Origin of the sequence: Bacillus sp. PSXD-155 (genome assembly GCF_049310765.1) — a bacterium.
In the GTDB taxonomy this organism is placed as follows: domain Bacteria; phylum Bacillota; class Bacilli; order Bacillales; family Bacillaceae_G; genus Bacillus_A; species Bacillus_A cereus.
Genome location: NZ_JBMOWC010000069.1, coordinates 1 through 19,556 on the forward strand (window position 1 = coordinate 1; position 19,556 = coordinate 19,556).

A 19,556-nucleotide genomic window follows, 5' to 3' on the forward strand; every position below is an offset into this window, starting at 1 on the left:
AATAAAAAAATGATAGTTCCTTAAAATAAAAAATACGCTATTTTCATATGAGATGAATTGCAATTATTTGTATAAGGGATTCAAAAAAATTTTTTCGTTGTATATATTTCTCCAAATTAATTATTTAGCTATTTAAAAGTATCGAAAGATGTGTGCACACTAATGTATATTTTTTGGATGTCAATAAAAGTATTATGTCAACAATATGAACTGTCACAAATCTTTATATATTATTGTGATTGATATCACATCACTTTTTTTCAATGGGTATTATGCTTAAGGTGTAATGAATGATTGGGAGAGGGTGGGATGATATGTTTTGTTATCAATGTGAACAAACGCCAACAGGCGGATGTAAAGTAATGGGTGTTTGTGGCAAGAATGAAACGATTGCGAGTTTACAAGATACGATTGTGTTTGGGCTAAAAGGAATTGCAGCTTATCGCACACATGCTGCTCAGCTAGGGTATACGGATGCATTTGTAGATGCTACAACACAAGAAGCTTTATATATGACATTAACAAATTCTAACTTTAACGAACAAGAGCATATTGATATGGCTATGAAAGTTGGGAAATCAGCTTTAAGGGTGATGGAGTTATTGGATGAGGCACATACGAATCATTTTGGTGTGCCAGAGCCTGTACAAATTACACAAAATCGTGTAGAAGGTAAAGCAATTGTAGTTACGGGCCATAATTTATTTGCATTAGAAGAACTATTAAAGCAAACAGAAGGAAAAGACATTAATATTTATACGCATTCTGAAATGCTACCAGCACACGGATACCCGCAGCTGAAAAAATATAAACATTTAAAAGGAAACATCGGTAAGGCATGGTATGATCAAAGACGCCTTTTTGAAAAATTTACTGGTGCCATATTAGCTACAACGAACTGTGTTATGCCAATTAAAGGCTCGTACTCTGATCGATTCTTTTCATATGACATTGCAGGTTTAGAAGGTGTACAAAAAATTGAAAATGATGATTTTACACCATTGATTCAAAAAGCACTAGAACTTCCAGAAGTACATATGGAGTCGGATGAACAGTTAGTGACAGGGTTTCATCATAATACAGTATTATCATTAGCTCCAGAAATTATTGATGCAGTAAAAGAGGGGAAGATAAAGCGTTTCTTTGTTATCGCCGGTTGTGATGCACCGGGAAAAGGCGGAGAATATTATCGTGAATTAGCAACGTCACTTCCGCCAGAAACGGTTATTTTAACAACTTCTTGCGGGAAATTCCGCTTTAATGATGTGGATTACGGTGTTGTACCTGGTACGGAAATTCCGCGTTACATTGATTTAGGACAGTGCAATAATTCAATTTCTACAGTGAAAATAGCGGCTGCTTTAGCTGATGCTTTTCAATGTGAAGTGAATGAATTGCCAGTAAGTATTGTACTATCATGGTTTGAACAAAAAGCGGTTGCCATTTTACTAGGGCTATTTAGTCTTGGGATTCAAGATATTCGCATCGGTCCAAAGGCTCCTGAATTTATTTCACCTGGCGTGCTTGATGTATTACAAGAAACATTTGGTTTAAAACTAATTACAAATGCAGCAGAAGATATGGCTATGATGTTATCGTAACGGAAAAGATGTTTTCACTTAATTGTGGCTTAATAAATCATTTGTATGTGTGTGTAAACGTACATACAAATGATTATTAATAAAGAAAATCTGCTATATCTACAAATTTTATAATTTTATAAAGCTTTTAAAGGATAACACCACATGCCCATCACCTTAAGATTTTAAGTATCCCCAAAACGAAATTTCTACATGAATATCTATAATTTTACCTCGTTTTCATTTGATTTGAAAATAAGCTTTCTATTTTTAAAAACCAACGATACCACCTCAAATTATAGGAATAAAATCCATTCATTTATTAGGAAAATGGATTGAAAATAATAAGGTAGACTAAAAAATAAAATATTATTTATGATAATCATTCTTTTATAAAATTTAAATTGGAAATAGCCCTACTCATTTTGATTGCGCATTTTCAAAATGGAGGGGCTTTTTTTACTGTAAAATCAATAACTGCAGCTTATTTTTGTTGAAAAAATTCTCATTCTTATTTTGAAAGTGATATGGGTACATTTACATGCACATCAATCTTTTATTATGAAGTGGCCGCCCTTGAATATATTGTTTTTTATTGACAGACATAAAAATGATTTGTTTGCTGTGTTGATAATTTGTAGACGTTATAATAAAATGTTTATGTATATGTAAACTTAATTTATTTTTGTTTGGATTTATTAGGAGGTTAGGTAGTGTTAATAACAATAAAATAATGGATGTATCACCTGTAAAAAGAATGAAACTAATACGGAGAAGATGATTTCGTTAAAAATTCGAAAAATAAGCGTTATTAGCTCTTGAAGAAAAATTACAAGCATATGGAAAATAGGGTTATACAAAAAGTCCTAAAGGGGGGACGGAATTATGGAGAAAAGAAAGTATTCAGTAACACCACAAGATCGAATGAATTATGTATTAGGTCTTTATTCTGCAGATCAACAAATTAATGCAGTTCTTTATTTTCCTGTAGGTATATCCAAGGAAATACTTGAAGAATCAGTAAGGATAACGTTGCAATTGCAACCAGTTTTGAACAGCCGGTTTGTAGAAAATGATATTCCTTACTGGGAGGAACATTCATCTGACACTAACTCATCTATTTGCTTTTTTGCAGAAGGAAATAATCAAGAACTTGAAATAATGGCAATAGATTTTATTAAGGAACCTGGTGATCGTATTCAGGGGCCTATGGTTCAAACGAAATTATTACGGGGCACTACAATAGATATGTTAGTTGTGAAATTGTCTCATCTATGTTCAGATGGTGCAGGAGTCAAGGAATATATAAAATTGCTTGGAACAATATATACTCACCTTTCATTGGGACGGTCTAAGAAGCAAATTATAAAGGAATTTGATGAGGGAAATGAGAGTTGTCGAGATCAATCACATGTATTCAAATACGCTGGAATATCGGACATAAAAAGTGCGTATCGTCCTAACCAAGAACAACAGGCATCGTTATGGTCTTTTCCATCTCAACCTAACAAAAATAAATTTCCCCAAATGTCCGTACGGCGATTGAGCCATAAGCAAACTCTACGTTTAACCCAATGGACAAAAGCACAACAGGTTACCTTGAATGATGTAATCATGACTGCTTACTTCCGAGTTTTATCACATTTCACTGTGTATGCAGAACCTCGCACTGCAGAAAAAATGATTGGTTTGACAATTGATTTACGTCGATATCTGCCTAATAATACAACTGGTGCTATTTGCAACTTATCCGGTATGGAAATGCCAGTGATTAAAATGGAAGACGATGAAACATTTAAGCAGACTCTTGTTCGAGTTAAACAATCAATGGATAAAATAAAGTCTCAAAATCCAGGTCTTTCTTCAGCAGCAGGAATGGAGTTACTGGCAGAAATGAAGCTATCTACAGTGAAGGAAATGTATAATCAGCAATATGAACAGGCTGTACAGATGGGGATGGCGTTGCCATTACTGACAAATTTGGGAGTGATTGCTGAGGAACCTATTCAGTTTGGTCAAATTCAAGCTGAGGACGGGTATATGGCATCACCTATTATGTATGCACCATTCTTTTCAATGGGAGCAAGCTCTTATAATGGAAGGCTTACATTTACGATCGGTTATCATGCGCCGGATACATCAAAAGAAAAGGTAGAAAAATTTTTAGATAGTGTTGCTAATCAACTATCAGAAATAAAATAAAAGAGAATATAGAGAACAGATTTCTAACAGAATTGTATTTTAGGGGCTCGTATCATGTACGGATAATCTCTGGAAATTTTCTCTGACCGCACTTGCCTTTATGCTTTATATGCAATGGGAATCGTAGTGAGAAACAATTTGTATCGTGAAAAAACAAGATATATCGGTATAAAAACAATAAAACAGAGCTGATTTAAATTACACTTTGAATCAGTTCTGTTTTGCTAGTGTGATGGTCCTTACAACAAAAAAGTAGGCTGTATCCGGTTAGGGTAAAGCGGATTTTTAATTTTTTTGAAAATAAAGTTGACATCCATAACTACTTAGTCATACAATGTAGATGTAATAAGTGATACTGAATAGTTCGGATTCACAAAAACTGTTCAGTAAAAAATTCGCCTTAGTACTCTGTGATACTGAATATAAGTCAGACAGAATAGGGGGTAAAGGAGGATCAGGACATGGAAAATTTAACTGAAATGCTGAAAGGTTCACTGGAAGGCTGTGTACTGGAAATCATTAGTCGCCGTGAAACGTATGGCTATGAGATTACCCGCCACCTGAATGATCTTGGGTTTACCGAAGTTGTGGAAGGTACGGTGTATACCATCCTCGTACGATTAGAGAAGAAAAAGCTTGTGAATATTGAAAAGAAACCATCAGATATGGGACCGCCTCGTAAGTTTTATTCATTAAATGAAGAAGGCCGCCAGGAGCTTGAATTGTTTTGGGAAAAATGGGATTTTGTATCGTCAAAAATTAACGTCTTGAAGTCAAAATAGGTTCATAAGATAAAATGTTCCGGCCGATACTTTGGAAATTTCTTGTTCGGTTTTATAAAAAAGGAGGAAAATAAGATGTTAGAAATGTTCAAAAAGTTAATTGGTGATAAAAAAGAGTACAAAATGATGATGGCACGAGTTGAGGCTCTGCCAGAGGACTACCAATTTGTATTTAAGAAAATTCAAAACTACATGTGGAATTTTTCAGCGGGTAACGGGATGGATATGTTACACATACAGTATGAATTAATCGATTTGTTCGAAGCGGGTGCAGCGGAAGGAAGACAAGTGCTTGACATTACTGGGGATGACGTGGCTTCCTTTGCTGACGAACTAGTGGCAAATGCTAAAACTTACGTCTCCAAGTATCGTGAAGATTTGAATGAAAGTATTATGAAGAAATTGAGAAAAAAATAAATGGAATAATTAGTACCGACTGATTAGCTGGTTACACATATGAATTGCCATCATAGCTATTCAGTTATATTTTTAACTCGGTACTAAGTAATACAGAATATCAGTGATACTAAATAGATAGAGGTAAATAAATAGTCTTCGCAAAACATTTTTATAGGGAGGAAAAAAGTATGAGTCATGCAGCGATTTCTGTAAAAGGCTTGAAAAAATCCTTTAAAGACAAGGAAGTTTTAAAAGGGGTAGATTTTGAGGTGCAGCGTGGAGAAATTTTCGCGCTGCTAGGCTCAAATGGAGCGGGAAAGACGACAACGGTCAACATCCTTTCGACACTAATGAAGCAAGATAGCGGTGAAGTAAGTATTTGTGGATTTGATGTACAGAGTCAATCAGATCATGTTCGTCAAAGTATCAGTTTGACAGGGCAGTTCGCAGCTTTAGACGGTATGCTGACTGGGAGGGAAAACTTGATAATGATCGCCAAATTACGTGGTGTTTCCAATCCCGCTCAAGTTGCTGACAATCTACTTGCAAGATTTAGCCTGACTGATGCGGCAAACCAAAGGGCAGATCAGTATTCAGGCGGGATGAAGCGCCGGCTTGATATCGCGATGAGTTTGATTGGGGCGCCAGCAGTTATTTTTCTTGACGAACCAACGACTGGACTTGATCCTGAAGCGCGAATCGAAGTGTGGGATACAGTCAAGGAACTTGCTGGTAGCGGTACAACTATTTTGCTTACGACTCAGTACTTGGAGGAAGCAGAACAACTGGCAGACCGTATCGCTATTTTGCATGGCGGAAAAATTATTACGACAGGTACTCTTGCTGAACTAAAAGAGATGTTCCCGCCAGCAAAAGTGGAGTATATCGAGAAGCAACCGACATTGGAAGAAATATTCCTTGCAATCATTGGCAAAAAGGAGGAGATGTAAATGAAAAGTAAAACAGGTGTATTACTAGGTCGTTTAATGCGTAACATTATGCGCAGTCCGGATACAATTATTACAGTAGCGATTACACCGATTATGATGATGCTATTATTTGTCTACGTGTTTGGCGGCGCAATAAAAACTGGAACGGAAAACTACGTTAATTATTTATTGCCGGGAATTTTGCTAATGGCTATCGCATCTGGTGTAGCTTACACTTCCGTGCGACTCTTTACGGATGTAAAGAGTGGGCTGATGGCACGTTTCATTACGATGCCTATTAAGCGCTCATCGATATTGTGGGCTCACGTTCTAACCTCTCTGGTTGCTAATGTACTTACTATCGTGGTGGTTATTCTTGTTGCACTCTTAATGGGTTTCCGTTCCAGTGCTAATATTCTAGATTGGCTCGCGGTAGCTGGGATACTTGGGATGTTTACGCTGGCGCTAACATGGCTAGCTATCATTCCAGGATTGAAAGCGAGGTCTATGGAAGGGGCGACTGCTTACTCGTACCCGCTAGTTTTTCTTCCATTTATTAGTTCGGCCTTTGTGCCTACCGAAACGATGCCAAAAATTGTTCGTGCGTTTGCAGAGAATCAGCCTGTAACTTCAATCGTGAATGCGATTCGTGCTCTTTTATATGAAGGAACTGTTGGAAACGATATTTGGATTGCGCTCGCTTGGTGCGTAGGTATAATGGTCATCTCTTACTTTTTCGCCAGTAAAGCATTTAAACGTCAGTTAGGGTAAGAAACGTGATAAACGAAACCTTCAGGAATAATATATATTTAGAAAAGCACGGGAGATTTTTCGTGCTTTTATTATTTATCATGCTCTCATTGTAGTAAATGAAATGGTATTTAAAAATAGGATAATTATCCAGTGATAAAGCTTAATATTTGAGGCTCACTGCTTATGGAATGTATAAGCACACTCGTTTTTGTAAATCTGCTAATACTTCATCGGGTATTTCTTTGATTTTAATATCCTTCCCTAGAAAAAGCAGCCAATTTATTATTTCCGTCACTTCATCGGGATTGTTAACATTGATAAAAGTTTTTAAAATGGCTGTGGATTGGTAAGGATTAGTATAAGATATTGAAATTTTTAAAGGATGGTATTTTTTGAACTGGGCAATTGCTGTCGGACCAAGTTCAAATACAAGGTTAATTGCTTCGTCCTTCTTACTTAGTTTTTCTAAAATCTTTTTCTTATTTAGCCTTTTGTTCGTCGTGTATGGTTCAATATTAATGAGATCATCGACAGGAAACATCATCTTCTTTTCTTTTTTTAAGTCAAACCCTTCAATGATCCAATGGCTTTTTTCTTGATAAAGGTGCAATAGATAAATTGGATAAGACTTGATTTCTTCATCTTCTTTCATAGTAATCAATAAATGGTTATCCAAAAGAAGGATTTGAATGAGTTTTTCTAACATAGGATGGGGGAGATCAGAAAGCTCAAGTAGATCGGGATTATGAGGGTTAGTCCCTTGGAAAAGCAAGAGTTGATTTAAAAGAACGAGATCATCTTGCTGGGTTTCTGAGATGAGTCCTAGTAGTTTTTCGGCTAAAGATTGACGACTCTTTAGGTAGGGAAGTTGTTGATTCCTCGTAGCCATAAAGGCAATAAAAAGAGCTTTCACTTCATTATCAGTAAAGCGAACAACGGGCAGGATAGAATTATGCATAACAAAATATCCCCCGGTCCTCCCAACTTCAGCGACAAGTGGCATTCCCATAGCTTCAATTTCTCTAATGTCTCTAATAGCCGTCGACCGTGATATGTTAAATTCTTGTATAATTTCAGAAATTGTAAAGTGAGAGCGGTTGTTGATATACCGCATAATTGTATTAATCCGTTCAACTTTTTTCATTTTAGTCTCCTAAACAGTATCATTTTTTGACATGGTTTAAAGGTATTATAAACGTATCAGATGAAAAGATAAATCGTTTGATTAATAAAAAAAGAGGCAGGTTTTGCATATGAAAAATTATACTATAGAAGAAAAAGATAGCTTTATTGTGTTAGGTATTGGAACTGAAATTAAGAGTGAATACACAGACTTTGCTGGAATAAATAAAGAAAAGGAAGACTTTTGGTCGGCTGTTAAAGAAGATGGAAGGCTGGACACTTTAAAAGCTTTAGCGACAAATGAATACATTTTTTCTGTGAGCGAAGCGGTGAATAACAAAATGATGTATTATGCGGGTGTCATGACAGAAGCACAAATAGAAGAAGAATCTAGAGTGATTCAGTTTCCTAAGGGAGAATACTTAGTAGTAAAAGGGGAAGACAAAACAGCTGAAGAGTTAAGTAATAAGTTGACTGGCATCGCCTTCGGTCAAGCTTTACCAGAAGCAAAGGATTTTGCCTATGTTGGTGGACCGAATACAACGGTTGAGATGGGGCAGAGAAATGGCTTAGTATTTGGTGAAATGTGGATTCCTGTTGTTAGGAAGTAAAGTGATAAAAGGTGCGAATCTGGAAAGTAGAGGCTAACGATCTTGGATTGTTGGCCTTTTTAACATGAATATAATATTCATGTGCTGCTACACAGTATGTTCTGATAAAATGGAATAAAAGGGAATTGTTGTAAGGTGGTGGCAGATTGAATAAAAAAAGATTATTTGAGCTATTCATAGTAACGTTTGTTTTTCTATTCCTTCATGTAAGTACATTTACTAATGAAAAATTTAACGATAAATTGGGATCTTTTACTTTCATTGTGCTACTTCTTATGCTTTCTATTTACACTGCATTTATAGAAAAGTATTTTGATGATATACAAAAGTGGATTCGAAATATTACATGTTGCTTTGCTTTATTCGTAGTGGTTTTAGTAGCTCTATGGATAGGTTATTTTTAGTCCTTACTTAAGAGAATGAGAAATATGTGATTACACTACATTCGATCCGATACTATTACTTAGCTGCATCGGTTTATATTAATTTTTTCTCTCCTCAATCATGATAAAATGTACAATAGGAAATTTTATGTAACATAAAGAAGGAAGGTTTATGGTGAGCCTGAGTACTTTGCTAGCTTTTGCGCTTGTTTCACTTAGTATGGTTTGTTCACCTGAGCCTATTTTGATTTATCTTATTTCTCATTCCATTACGTAGGGGCGTATGGCAGGATTTATTTTTTTATTGAGCATCATGCTTGGATTTGTAATTCATATAAATGAAGCAACTTTAGTATTCACTCAAAAATCCATTGTCTATGAAACAACTAGATTTGTAAACGGCTTTAATAGAAAGATGTCTATTGTATTTTTTGCGGCAAGATTAAATAGCTTTTTTGTTACTTTACAATAAAGTATACTTAATATCAGTAATTCATGTAATTAGGGGTGGTTTCTATATTTAGAGAAAATACAAAAAGGATACTTCTGTCATTAGTAACAAATCCAATACTAATAATTGTATACGGGATTTTTTGTTATGAGTTGGCCTTATACTGTAAGTACGGAAGAATGAATTATAATATTTACATTTTGTTATTATGTATAGTACTTTTTATATCCATAACTACATTTACTACAATGAGGGTGATAAAAAATAGAGAATATGAATCTAAAAAATTAACAAATTCAATAGCATGGAGATCCATTTCTATTATCATTATTGTTGCAATTACATCATTTTATGGGATGCAGATTTATAAAAGTGCAATAAATTACAATGGTAAATTGGCATGGTTTATAGAAAAGTTAAAACATGAAAGGTCAGTTAAACTTAAACATAATAATATATATAAGTCTGGAGTAGAAGGTATTTTTGAAGATATAAATAAAAAATATCCTTTGCCAAAGAAATTGTATATGGCAACTGATTTTGATCTTACATTTCATTCAGATGGAACAATCACAGCGTTTGATACATTTGTTTATGGGAAAAATGATGATGGGAAAGAAGAAACTTATTTAATCTCTTATAATAAGAAGAAGTCAGAAGATATTACTATAATACGAGACGGATACGCAAAGCCTGATTATAATGATGATAAATTAGTAGAACCTTTAATTGAAACGGTTAAGGCGATTCCAGTTAAGCAAACGGTTAGAAAATGGAATGAAAGTAAGTATGGGTTGATTTATTATGGAAAAAGAAATTGGGGATCCAATACAGAGGGAATTATTAATATTACTGAGGATGGTAAGGGGCAGAGTCTTAAAAAAGCAGCTTCTGATATCATTGGATATACTGTATCTATATTTGTCCCTGGAAAAAAGCAAGAGCTAGTCCCTGCTAGATATAATTTAATAAGTGACGCAAGTTGGAGTAAATCAAAGACGCCTCCAAAAGAAGATATGCTTAAAGAGAAGAAACAACAAGATTTAAAGAATGAAAAAGAACAGTTTTTCCTATCGAAAGAAGTTGGTTATAAACTAAATATGACAGATAAAGCATTAGGGAGCGCCTTTTATTCATTAAGCAAGACTAGTGATGAAGGGAAAACATGGGAGGTTATCAATCCAGACCCATTTAATGGGGGGATTGGTAGTGTATCAGGAATCACTTTTATAAATGATAAACTTGGGTTTTTAGGAGCAATTAGGCCTTCTGGTAATGAAGGAGAGTTATATCGCACAGATGATGGGGGGGTATCTTTCAAAAAGGTAGAATATCCGCCGCATGAAGTGAAATTAGATCATACACAGTCCACAATAAGTCCTTTTGATTCACCTAGTATGCCATATGAGAAAGATGGGGTTTTTAATATGTTAGTTGGACAAGGGGCAGATGGAGACTACAATGGCGATAGTAGTGCACTTTATCAATCAAAAGATAACGGAGAGACATGGGAATTTGTAGAAGAAGTGAAAAAGAAATAATCAGAATGTTTTTTTGAAAAATAAGGTAACTACTCAGCTATACATTTTATTTAGAAGTTTGGTAAGGGGTATAATTCCAGCCATGAAGATAAAAATGGACCTATACCTCGCTGCCTTTCTTTGTTTTATTTCTTATGCTTACTATCAACGCTATATTTATAGAAAGGTATTTTGGTGATATACAAAAATGGATTCGAAATATCACATGTTGTTTTGCTTTATTTGTAGTGGTTTTAGTAGCTCTATGGATAGGGTACTCTTAGATCCTTACTTAAGAGAATGAGAAGTATGTGATTACAATACATTCGATCCGATAATATTACTTAGCTGCATCGTTTTATATTAATCTTTTCTCTCCTCAATCATGATAAAATGTACAATAGGAAATTTTATGTAAAATAAAGGGGGGAAGGTTTATGGTCAGTTTGAGTACATTGGTAGCTTTTGCAATTGTTTCGCTTAGCATGGTTTGTTCACCTGGGCCTAATATGATTTACCTCATTTCCCGTTCCATTACGCAAGGACGTATGGCGGGATTTATTTCTTTATTGGGCATCATGCTCGGATTTGTAATCTATATAATCGCAACTATGTTTGGACTTACAGTTCTATTCGTTGCTGTTCCCGCTGTATATGAAGCAGTAAAGTGGGCAGGTGCTGCTTACTTGCTCTGGCTCGCCTGGAATTCGATTAAACCGGGTGCTACATCTATTATGGAACCTCGTATGATTTCTAATGAGCCACCAAGGAAATTATTTCTGATGGGACTCATGACGAATCTTCTGAATCCAAAGATTGCTATTTTGTATGTATCACTTCTACCTCAATTTGAAGATCCAGAGAAGGGATCGTTGCTTTTTCAAGGTGCAGTTTTGGGGCTTACGCAAATCACTGTTAGCTTTATAGTTAACCTTGTAATTGTATGTACAGCAAGTAAAATTGCAAAATGGTTTGGCACACGCCCGACGTGGTTACGAGTGCAGCGTTGGCTTATGGCAAGTGTTTTAACGGGGCTTGCTGTACGTCTTGCTTTTGAACGTCGACAGTAAGAGCCTCTTTACCGTCAGTTTCTATAATATAACCTAATAAATATTAATATAATTTATGTATAGTAGATATTTACCTTATAAAATAAGGGGGAATATTATGACTGAGACAAACGAATCTTCAGGAGTTAATTTGAAAAAAGATGTGAAGTTTTCTATTATAATTCCTGCGCATAATGAAGAAAAGTACATTAGAAAATGTTTAGATTCAATTGCAAAGGCATCAGAGGCATATAAAGAGCAAACGGAAGTTATAGTTGTTTTAAATCGTTGCACAGATAAAACAGAGGAAATAGCAAAATCCTATAATTGTGTTACATTGAAAAATAACGATAAAAACTTATCTAAAATTCGAAATGCAGGGGCTAAAATAGCTAATGGAGAAATAATCGTCACTATAGACGCTGATACCATAATGACAGAGTCTATGTTGTCTAATGTAGATAAATATTTAGCTTCAGGTACATACATTGGTGGTGGGGTAAATGGGAAGTTTGAAAGAATATCTTTAGGAATATTTCTCTCCGCAATGTTAATCATAATCCCCTTACTTTTTAAGTACGGAGCTATATCTGTAGGGATTTTTTGGTGCTATAGAAAAGACTTTATGGCAATCAACGGATTTAATGAAAACATGCTTATGGCAGAAGATGCAGATTTCGCTAAACGTTTAAAAGAGTGGGGAAAGAAAAATAATAAGAAATTCGGTACTATTAAAAATGGAATGATAACTTCATGCAGAAGATTTGATACATATGGAGACTGGACTTTACTTAAAAATCCAAAAGTAATTTTAGCTTATCTAAAAGGAAATGATAGAAAATACGCAGATAAGACATATTATGATAACCAAGAAAGATGAAAATGGAGAAAATCGGCAGAGGATAGCTAGTACTTTTTTAGATATAATGAGAATCCAACTTAATTTAATAGATATTATAAGAAAACCATCAATTTGATTATCTTTTTTCAAATTGATGGTTTTTATTTTTGAAATAAATATGTATTTTTTTATGAAAATATTTTTTGACCCCCATAAAACTATGTATTCCCCCGAATATGTATAGTGAAAAAAATAAATAGAAGAAAAATGACTATGAAAGAATATAGAAGCATTAATAAAATTACTAGATTAAGTGGGCATCCAAAATAGAAGGATGAAATTACCAATTATATAAAGAAGAGTTATTCAAGGATTGCAGATAAAATAGAAAGAGAATAAGCAAAACGAACGGTAGAAAATAAGAAAGTAGATAAAAATACAAACTTAACTGTAGTGCCGAGAGAAAAGGAAAAATCATTAAGAAAACGTTAGACTCTAAAAATATAACTAACAGCAAGAAAACAAGACCGAAGAAAAGTACCAAGAAAATCTGGTTAAATGGTCACTTGTGTAGTGGCCATTTTGCTATTTGAAGGAGGCTGGGAGATTACAAGTGTTGAGTTTAGTAATGAAGATCTTAAGAAAACCGAAAATAGAAGATATCGTATGTAACATACAAAACAACGAAGAAGATAAAGAAGCGTTTATCGTACAGTATCAGCCTTTTATTAGAAAATCAATCTCATCTGTCTGCCGCCGATATATTACAGAACAGGATGATGAATATAGCATTGGATTGTTTGCATTTAACGAAGCAATTGAACAGTATTCATATACAAAAGGAAAATCCTTTTTAGCGTTTGCTGATCTTCTTATAAAAAGAGATGTAATTGACTATATACGTAAGGAGTCTAAACATAACTTTGTCTTTTTAAAAGAAGATGAGCAAGAGGAAATGTTAGAAATGCAAGTGTCGCTTACGGAGTATATGAAAGAGATGGAAAATAGTAACCGTAAGGAGGAAATTCTTCATTTTCAAAGTGTGCTAGCTGAGTTTAAAATCACATTCTCAGAGCTTGCTAAAGAATCTCCTAAGCATCGTGATACGCGTGAGCACTTAATAGAAATTGTAAAAATTATTATAAAAGAAGAGGAAATGATGGAAGAGCTGTTCCGAAAGAAAAAGTTACCGCTTAAACATATTGAACCGCGTGTTAGGGTAAGTCGTAAAACGTTGGAACGACATAGAAAATACATTATTGCAATGTGTATTATTTTTGCAAACAACTATACATATATTCTGGATTACATAAGAGGGGAAAAGCATGATGAATAAAGGAATTGTGATGGATATAAAAAAGCATAGCGTAGTTGTTTTAACACCAAATGGAGAGTTTATTACGTGTAAAAGAAAAGGGGATTCTTGCATGATCGGGGAGGAAATCTCATTTGATGAGCAAGAACAAAAAGCATCGCATTTTTCGATCCCTTCCTTTTTAAAACCTGCATCAATACTTGTTGCTTGTTTTCTATTTGCAGTGCTGTTTTTCTACAACCAACCAGAAGAAAAAGTATTTGCTTACGTCTCAGTTGATATAAATCCAAGTTTAGAGGTGAGCGTAACGAAGGATTTTCGTGTTATAGATTTACAGGCTTGTAATGATGATGGAAGGCGTATTTTAAAAGAATTGAAGCAATGGGAAAATAAACAATTGCAAGAAGTAGTACGTACTATTATACAGCAAAGCCAAGAGGATAAGTATTTAACGAATGATAAGCAAGTTATGCTAACAGCAGTTGCAAAGGACAAGGCGCTAGAACCACAGTTAGAAAAGGCAATGAAAGAATTGAAGAAAGAATATGAGTTAAAACATATTACAGTTGAATATCAAAGTAGCACGATGCAAGTACGAGAGAATGCTAGAAAAGCTGGAATTGGCACAGGTGTCTATATAAAGCAAGAGAATGAGAAAAACAAATCGCTTACTCCTCCTGCCACGCCGCCTAATCCGGTGGAAAATGAAGAAGAGGTGCAATCACAGCCGGAGTCATCTCCTGATGCATCAATGGATTTATCTCCTGTAGACGAAAAAAAATATGAAAAGCAAGAGCAGAAAGAACAAAAGAAAACAGAGGAACAGCCATCGAAGCAAATAAAAGAAAACAATGGAAGAGGATCTCAGCAAGAAAATAGAGGGAATCAGCAGGAGAATAACAGTAGAGAATCTCAACAAGGAAATAATGGAAAGCAGCAAGAGAATAATGGAAGAGGATCTCAACAAGGGAATAATGGAAAGCAGCAAGAGAACAATGGAAGAGGATCTCAACAAGGGAATAATGGAAATGGGCAAGGGAACAACGGAAGAGGATCTCAACAAGGAAATAACGGGAACGAGCAAGGGAACAACGGAAGAGGATCTCAACAAGGAAATAATGGAAATGGGCAAGGGAACAACGGAAGAGAATCTCAAAAAGGAAATAATGGGAATCAGCAAGGGAACAATGGAAGAGGATCTCAACAAGGGAATAATGGAAATCAGCAAGGGAGCAATGGTAGGGGGTCTCAGAAAGAAAATGATGGAAAAGAGCAAGGGAACAATGGTAGGGGGTCTCAACAAGAAAATAGAGGCCACCAGCAAGGGAATGAAAAGAAGAATCAATAGAATATGGAAGTGAGAGATTCATTTCAAAGCTAAAAGGATTTCTCTCGCTATTGTGGGCAGTAAAACTCCCATCTCAAAATTTGGCTGGGGCAAAGAAGTTAGGTGGGAGTTGGGCTGCTTGTAAATGCCCAATTGGTGAGGGCTGATTAAAGTTGCACTTTATTATTTTATAGTTCTATTAAGAAGGAGTATGTGAAAAATATAATGGAGAAAAACATTCAACAAGAGAAAGATAAAGAAAAACCTGTTTTTTATGATCCGAAAGGAAGGAGAAATATAGCCTTTATTTGGTTTCTATGTATCTCAATAGTTAGTGTAGGTGTTGTATTCTATTTTTTCTTTCAAAGTATTTTTTCAACACCAGAAATTCCAAATATGAATACCGCTGTACAACAAGATACTAAACTTGTACCAATTAATCAAAAACTTAGTGATCAGCAGTTAAAGAAGGAAGAATTTAACCCAAATACCGAAACGAAGGATAATAAAAATTTGGTGAATCCACCGAAGGATAGTAAACAACCTAAAGAAGTGTATGGTTTTTATGTAAATTGGGATGAAAATAGTACCGCTTCTTTAAAAGAAAATATCGATTCCTTAACTACGTTAGTACCAGAGTGGTATCATTTAAAAGCAGATTTAACGATTAGAAGTGAGATAAAACCTGAGATAGTAAAGTTGGCAGAAAAAAATCAAGTGAAGATTATGCCTTTGCTTACTAACTATACTGAGGAAGCTTCTGGTCCTGATAGTGGGCTAATTCATAAGTTACTGAATTCCTCAAATGATGTAAAGACAAAGTTTATTAATGATTTAGTAAGCCAAGTTAAAAAGAATCATTTTTCAGGAATTAATATTGACTTTGAGGCCGTACCTGAAAGTGATAGAGAAAACTTAACAAATTTTATGAAAGAACTTACTACGGAATTTCATCAACATGATTTGCTCGTTACACAAGATGTTCCAGCTAATGATAAGGCTTTTGATTATAGTGCGTTAGCAAAAATAATAGATCGAATGATTGTAATGATGTACGATGAGCACTATGGAGCCGGGGAACCAGGACCAATTGCTTCAAATAAATGGTTCCAACATACATTGAAAGAACTGAATATTCCGTCTAATAAGCTTATAGTTGCTTTCGGTAACTATGGATATGATTGGCAAGTAAATAGTAAAGAAGCTGCGAAGTCTTTAACTTTCTCAGAAGTTATGGCAATGGCTCATGATTCAAATATGAAAATTCAATGGGATAAAATGAGTGGAAACCCTTATTTTAGGTATAAAACAGAAGGGAAAGAACATACTGCTTGGTTCTTAGACGGTGTAACTCTTTATAATCAAGTGAAAATCGCAATGGACAATCATGCAAAGGGATTTGCGTTATGGAGACTAGGAGCAGAAGACCCTACAATATGGAAAGTTTTAAAAAATCCGATTGAGGCACAAAAAAATCCTAATGTATTACATAAAATCAATAGTTTAGATGAAGTAAATTATTCTGGACAAGGTGAAATTTTACAGATTGAGAATGAAAGAAAAAATGGATTGAGAGATTTTAAAGTAGGCAAAGATGGTTACCTTACAGATGAAGTATATCAATCCTTACCATCTGCATATGAAGTGCAACGATATGGAAAACCAAATGGGAAACAAGTAGTATTAACATTTGATGATGGACCAGACCCGAAATATACGCCAGAAATTTTAGATATATTAAAAGAGAATCAAATAAAAGCTGCTTTTTTTGTACTTGGTGAAAACGCACAACTAAATACTAGTATTGTAAAAAGAATATACGATGAAGGGCATGAAATTGGCAATCATACTTTCAAGCATCCTAACATAGCTGATACGTCTTTACTACGAACGAAAGTAGAACTTAATACGACGCAACGTTTAATTCAGGAAGTAACTGGACATTCTACGGTTTTATTTAGACCGCCATATGAAGCGGATGCTAACCCGGATTCATCAAATGAAATATTGCCTATTTTACGTGCACAAAATATGAACTATACAATGGTAGCGGAAAAAGTTGATCCCGAAGACTGGGCAACACCATCAACAAATGAATTAGTAAAGCGTGCTCTTAATCCCATTTATAAGGGAGAGGGAAATATTATTCTTCTCCATGATGCGGGAGGGAATCGTACACATACAGTAGAGGCGCTCCCAATCATTATTAAAGACCTAAAAAAGCATGGATATAGTTTTGTAACAATTTCAGATTTAATGAATAAAGAACGAGATGAAATTATGCCTCCTGTTTCTTCTGAGGGGAAGCAATATTTACTTTACAATAAAGCTGTCTTCTCAGGAGCTGGATATTTTAAGCATATATTAACAACTATTTTTTATATTGCTATTGGATTAGGGATTTTTCGATTTTTATTCTTAATTTATTTTGCATGGAAGCAGAAAAGAAAAACGTTATCTCGCTATATTAATTCGTCCTATCAACCTTTTGTTAGTGTTGTCATAGCGGCATATAATGAAGAAAAGGTGATAGCTAAGACGATTCACTCAATTTTGGATAGTAATTATAGAGAATTTGAAGTTATTGTTGTGGATGACGGATCGACAGATGGTACGTCAAAAGTAATGAAAGAAACATTTTATAAACACCCTAAAGTTCGTTTCATTCAGAAAGAAAACGGCGGGAAATCATCGGCAATGAACCTAGGGTTTCAACAATCGCGAGGAGAAATCATTGTCACTTTAGATGCGGATACTATTATTGCGCAAGATGCTATTTCTTTAATGGTTAGACACTTTGAAGATCAGAATGTAGCTGCAGTTTCAGGTAATGTCAAAGTGGGGAATAGACGGAATTTGTTAACTACTTGGCAACATGTTGAGTATATTACAGGGTTTAATTTAGAACGTAGAGCTTTTGATGAGTTAAATTGTATTACAGTCGTTCCAGGAGCTATTGGGGCGTGGCGCAAGAAGAATGTAGTTGAATCTGGATATTTAAGCGAAGATACATTAGCAGAAGATACGGATCTTACTATTACATTTTTACGTCAAGGGCATAGAATTGTATATGAAGAAAAAGCGCATGCTTTTACGGAATCACCTGAGGATGTGAAAAGTCTCATTAAACAGCGATATCGTTGGTCATATGGTACACTTCAATGTCTTTGGAAACATCGAAAAGCGTTGTGTAATTCAAAACATAAAACATTAGGATTTATTGCACTGCCTAATATGTGGTTATTCCAATATGTTCTGCAATTCATTGCTCCTTTTGCAGATATATTAATGATTATAGGACTATTTAGTAGTAATCCGCTAAAAGTTTTAGGATTTTATCTTGTATTCTTTTTAATGGATCTTCTCGCTTCTCTGTTCGCATTTAAATTAGAGGAAGAGAACCCAAAACCATTGGCATGGTTAATTTTACAACGTTTTATTTATCGTCAATTTATGACTTATGTTGTCATTAAATCTATATTCTCATCGCTTCGAGGAGTAGCGGTAGGGTGGAATAAACTAAAGAGACTGGGGAGTGTTAAACATTCCACGGAACATAAGGAGGCATCATAAAAGAGCAGACTATTGAACTGCACCCCAATTGTTAGACACAGTCTAACAATTGGAGGTGCAGTTTTTCTATGGCTAAATTTACAGCTGATGAAAAAATACAAATCGTTCTACGTTATTTGAACGGAAATGAAAGTTATCGAGAAATGGGTAGATCGCTCGGTATAAGTGACACAATCATTTTGAATTGGGTAAACCAATATAAACAGAATGGTCTGGAAGCTTTTCTAAAACGATGTACAAATTACACACAACAATTTAAACTAGACGTACTAAACTTTATGATTGAAAACGGTATGTCCTTATTTGAGACGGCAGCTATCTTTAATATTCCTGCCCCTTCAACGATTTCTGTTTGGAAAAAACAGCTCGAAACACAAGGAATTGATGCCCTTCAATCTAAGAAAAAGGGGCGTCCATCCATGAAAAAAGATTCAAATAAACAATTAAAACAACCTTTAGCTGAAGGGTCAGTCGAAGTACTTGAAGCACGCATTAAACAGCTTGAGATGGAAAATGAGTACTTAAAAAAGTTAAATGCCTTAGTTCAAAACAAGGAAAAATCACAAAACAAGACAAAGCGCAAGTAGTCTATGAATTAAGGCATAAATATTCGGTCAAGGCACTCGTGGAGCTAGCTACTATTCCTCGAAGCACGTATTATGATTTAGTAAAGAAAATGAATCGTCCAGATGTAGATGCCGATTTGAAAGCTGAGATTA

At 34.8% G+C, this 19,556-nt stretch carries 15 protein-coding genes and 3 pseudogenes; 17 read left to right on the forward strand and 1 reads right to left on the reverse strand.

The features are described 5' to 3' along the window. The first annotated feature begins 314 nt into the window (after positions 1-314). The 6 genes from hcp (at position 315) to ACO6VI_RS30230 (ending at position 6,663) form a co-directional block, all read left to right on the forward strand. Positions 315-1,601 carry a hydroxylamine reductase gene (hcp, locus tag ACO6VI_RS30205; protein ID WP_002094103.1) on the forward strand — a complete coding sequence of 429 codons (1,287 nt, stop codon included), beginning with the start codon at positions 315-317 and terminating at the stop codon, positions 1,599-1,601. An 864-nt stretch (positions 1,602-2,465) separates the two neighbouring features. After that, on the forward strand, positions 2,466-3,782 hold the full coding sequence (locus ACO6VI_RS30210) for a condensation domain-containing protein (protein WP_000415478.1): 1,317 nt from the start codon (positions 2,466-2,468) through the stop codon (positions 3,780-3,782). A gap of 461 nt (positions 3,783-4,243) precedes the next feature. Continuing rightward, positions 4,244-4,564 (forward strand): PadR family transcriptional regulator, encoded by a 321-nt coding sequence (locus tag ACO6VI_RS30215; RefSeq protein ID WP_000429487.1) that lies wholly within the window; start codon positions 4,244-4,246, stop codon positions 4,562-4,564. A gap of 75 nt (positions 4,565-4,639) precedes the next feature. Further along, positions 4,640-4,981, forward strand: a complete 342-nt coding sequence (locus tag ACO6VI_RS30220; RefSeq protein ID WP_000891986.1) for a DUF1048 domain-containing protein — start codon at positions 4,640-4,642, stop codon at positions 4,979-4,981. Positions 4,982-5,151: 170 nt separating this feature from the next. Next, positions 5,152-5,913, forward strand: a complete 762-nt coding sequence (locus ACO6VI_RS30225) for an ABC transporter ATP-binding protein (protein ID WP_000017473.1) — start codon at positions 5,152-5,154, stop codon at positions 5,911-5,913. Next, positions 5,914-6,663, forward strand: coding sequence for an ABC transporter permease (locus tag ACO6VI_RS30230; RefSeq protein ID WP_000837816.1), 750 nt, complete (start codon positions 5,914-5,916; stop codon positions 6,661-6,663). A gap of 163 nt (positions 6,664-6,826) precedes the next feature. Here the strand turns inward: ACO6VI_RS30230 and ACO6VI_RS30235 are convergent, their stop codons facing one another. Further along, positions 6,827-7,789 carry a helix-turn-helix transcriptional regulator gene (locus ACO6VI_RS30235; protein ID WP_065212056.1) on the reverse strand — a complete coding sequence of 321 codons (963 nt, stop codon included), beginning with the start codon at positions 7,787-7,789 and terminating at the stop codon, positions 6,827-6,829. Between the two features lie 109 nt (positions 7,790-7,898). On the opposite strand from ACO6VI_RS30235, the gene ACO6VI_RS30240 reads away from it, so the two are divergent. The 11 genes and pseudogenes from ACO6VI_RS30240 to ACO6VI_RS30290 form a co-directional block, all read left to right on the forward strand. Then, complete coding sequence (locus tag ACO6VI_RS30240; protein WP_023522594.1) at positions 7,899-8,378, forward strand: GyrI-like domain-containing protein; 480 nt, start codon at positions 7,899-7,901, stop codon at positions 8,376-8,378. 146 nt (positions 8,379-8,524) lie between these two features. Further along, positions 8,525-8,782 carry a DUF3963 domain-containing protein gene (locus ACO6VI_RS30245; protein ID WP_001036208.1) on the forward strand — a complete coding sequence of 86 codons (258 nt, stop codon included), beginning with the start codon at positions 8,525-8,527 and terminating at the stop codon, positions 8,780-8,782. Between the two features lie 151 nt (positions 8,783-8,933). Beyond that, positions 8,934-9,099, forward strand: a pseudogene (locus tag ACO6VI_RS30250) (LysE family translocator); the annotation flags it as partial. Between the two features lie 169 nt (positions 9,100-9,268). After that, the gene (locus tag ACO6VI_RS30255) at positions 9,269-10,753 is read left to right on the forward strand and encodes a glycosyl hydrolase (protein ID WP_338326362.1); all 1,485 of its coding nucleotides are present in this window, start codon (positions 9,269-9,271) and stop codon (positions 10,751-10,753) included. 107 nt (positions 10,754-10,860) lie between these two features. Continuing rightward, positions 10,861-11,016: pseudogene (locus ACO6VI_RS30260) on the forward strand (DUF3963 domain-containing protein); the annotation flags it as partial. Between the two features lie 153 nt (positions 11,017-11,169). Then, positions 11,170-11,802 carry a LysE family translocator gene (locus tag ACO6VI_RS30265; RefSeq protein WP_023522590.1) on the forward strand — a complete coding sequence of 211 codons (633 nt, stop codon included), beginning with the start codon at positions 11,170-11,172 and terminating at the stop codon, positions 11,800-11,802. A 97-nt stretch (positions 11,803-11,899) separates the two neighbouring features. Next, on the forward strand, positions 11,900-12,661 hold the full coding sequence (locus ACO6VI_RS30270) for a glycosyltransferase (protein ID WP_023522589.1): 762 nt from the start codon (positions 11,900-11,902) through the stop codon (positions 12,659-12,661). 574 nt (positions 12,662-13,235) lie between these two features. Continuing rightward, entirely contained in the window at positions 13,236-13,958 is a 723-nt protein-coding gene (gene sigI, locus ACO6VI_RS30275) for an RNA polymerase sigma factor SigI (RefSeq protein ID WP_002082432.1), read from the forward strand. After that, positions 13,948-15,285: an anti-sigma factor domain-containing protein gene (locus ACO6VI_RS30280; RefSeq protein ID WP_098840492.1), complete on the forward strand. Its 1,338-nt coding sequence runs from the start codon at positions 13,948-13,950 to the stop codon at positions 15,283-15,285. Before sigI ends, ACO6VI_RS30280 begins: the two co-directional genes overlap by 11 nt. Before the next feature lie 204 nt (positions 15,286-15,489). Beyond that, positions 15,490-18,837: a glycosyltransferase gene (locus ACO6VI_RS30285; RefSeq protein ID WP_098840491.1), complete on the forward strand. Its 3,348-nt coding sequence runs from the start codon at positions 15,490-15,492 to the stop codon at positions 18,835-18,837. Between the two features lie 68 nt (positions 18,838-18,905). Then, a pseudogene (locus ACO6VI_RS30290) lies at positions 18,906-19,556 on the forward strand (helix-turn-helix domain-containing protein); the annotation flags it as partial.

Bases quoted from the DNA above. Each gene is read 5' to 3' on its own strand.
- hcp (WP_002094103.1), top strand. From the start codon at position 315: ATGTTTTGTTATCAATGTGAACAAACGCCAACAGGCGGATGTAAAGTA.
- ACO6VI_RS30210 (WP_000415478.1), top strand. From the start codon at position 2,466: ATGGAGAAAAGAAAGTATTCAGTAACACCACAAGATCGAATGAATTAT.
- ACO6VI_RS30215 (WP_000429487.1), top strand. From the start codon at position 4,244: ATGGAAAATTTAACTGAAATGCTGAAAGGTTCACTGGAAGGCTGTGTA.
- ACO6VI_RS30220 (WP_000891986.1), top strand. From the start codon at position 4,640: ATGTTAGAAATGTTCAAAAAGTTAATTGGTGATAAAAAAGAGTACAAA.
- ACO6VI_RS30225 (WP_000017473.1), top strand. From the start codon at position 5,152: ATGAGTCATGCAGCGATTTCTGTAAAAGGCTTGAAAAAATCCTTTAAA.
- ACO6VI_RS30230 (WP_000837816.1), top strand. From the start codon at position 5,914: ATGAAAAGTAAAACAGGTGTATTACTAGGTCGTTTAATGCGTAACATT.
- ACO6VI_RS30235 (WP_065212056.1), bottom strand. From the start codon at position 7,789: ATGAAAAAAGTTGAACGGATTAATACAATTATGCGGTATATCAACAAC.
- ACO6VI_RS30240 (WP_023522594.1), top strand. From the start codon at position 7,899: ATGAAAAATTATACTATAGAAGAAAAAGATAGCTTTATTGTGTTAGGT.
- ACO6VI_RS30265 (WP_023522590.1), top strand. From the start codon at position 11,170: ATGGTCAGTTTGAGTACATTGGTAGCTTTTGCAATTGTTTCGCTTAGC.
- ACO6VI_RS30270 (WP_023522589.1), top strand. From the start codon at position 11,900: ATGACTGAGACAAACGAATCTTCAGGAGTTAATTTGAAAAAAGATGTG.
- ACO6VI_RS30280 (WP_098840492.1), top strand. From the start codon at position 13,948: ATGATGAATAAAGGAATTGTGATGGATATAAAAAAGCATAGCGTAGTT.
- ACO6VI_RS30285 (WP_098840491.1), top strand. From the start codon at position 15,490: ATGGAGAAAAACATTCAACAAGAGAAAGATAAAGAAAAACCTGTTTTT.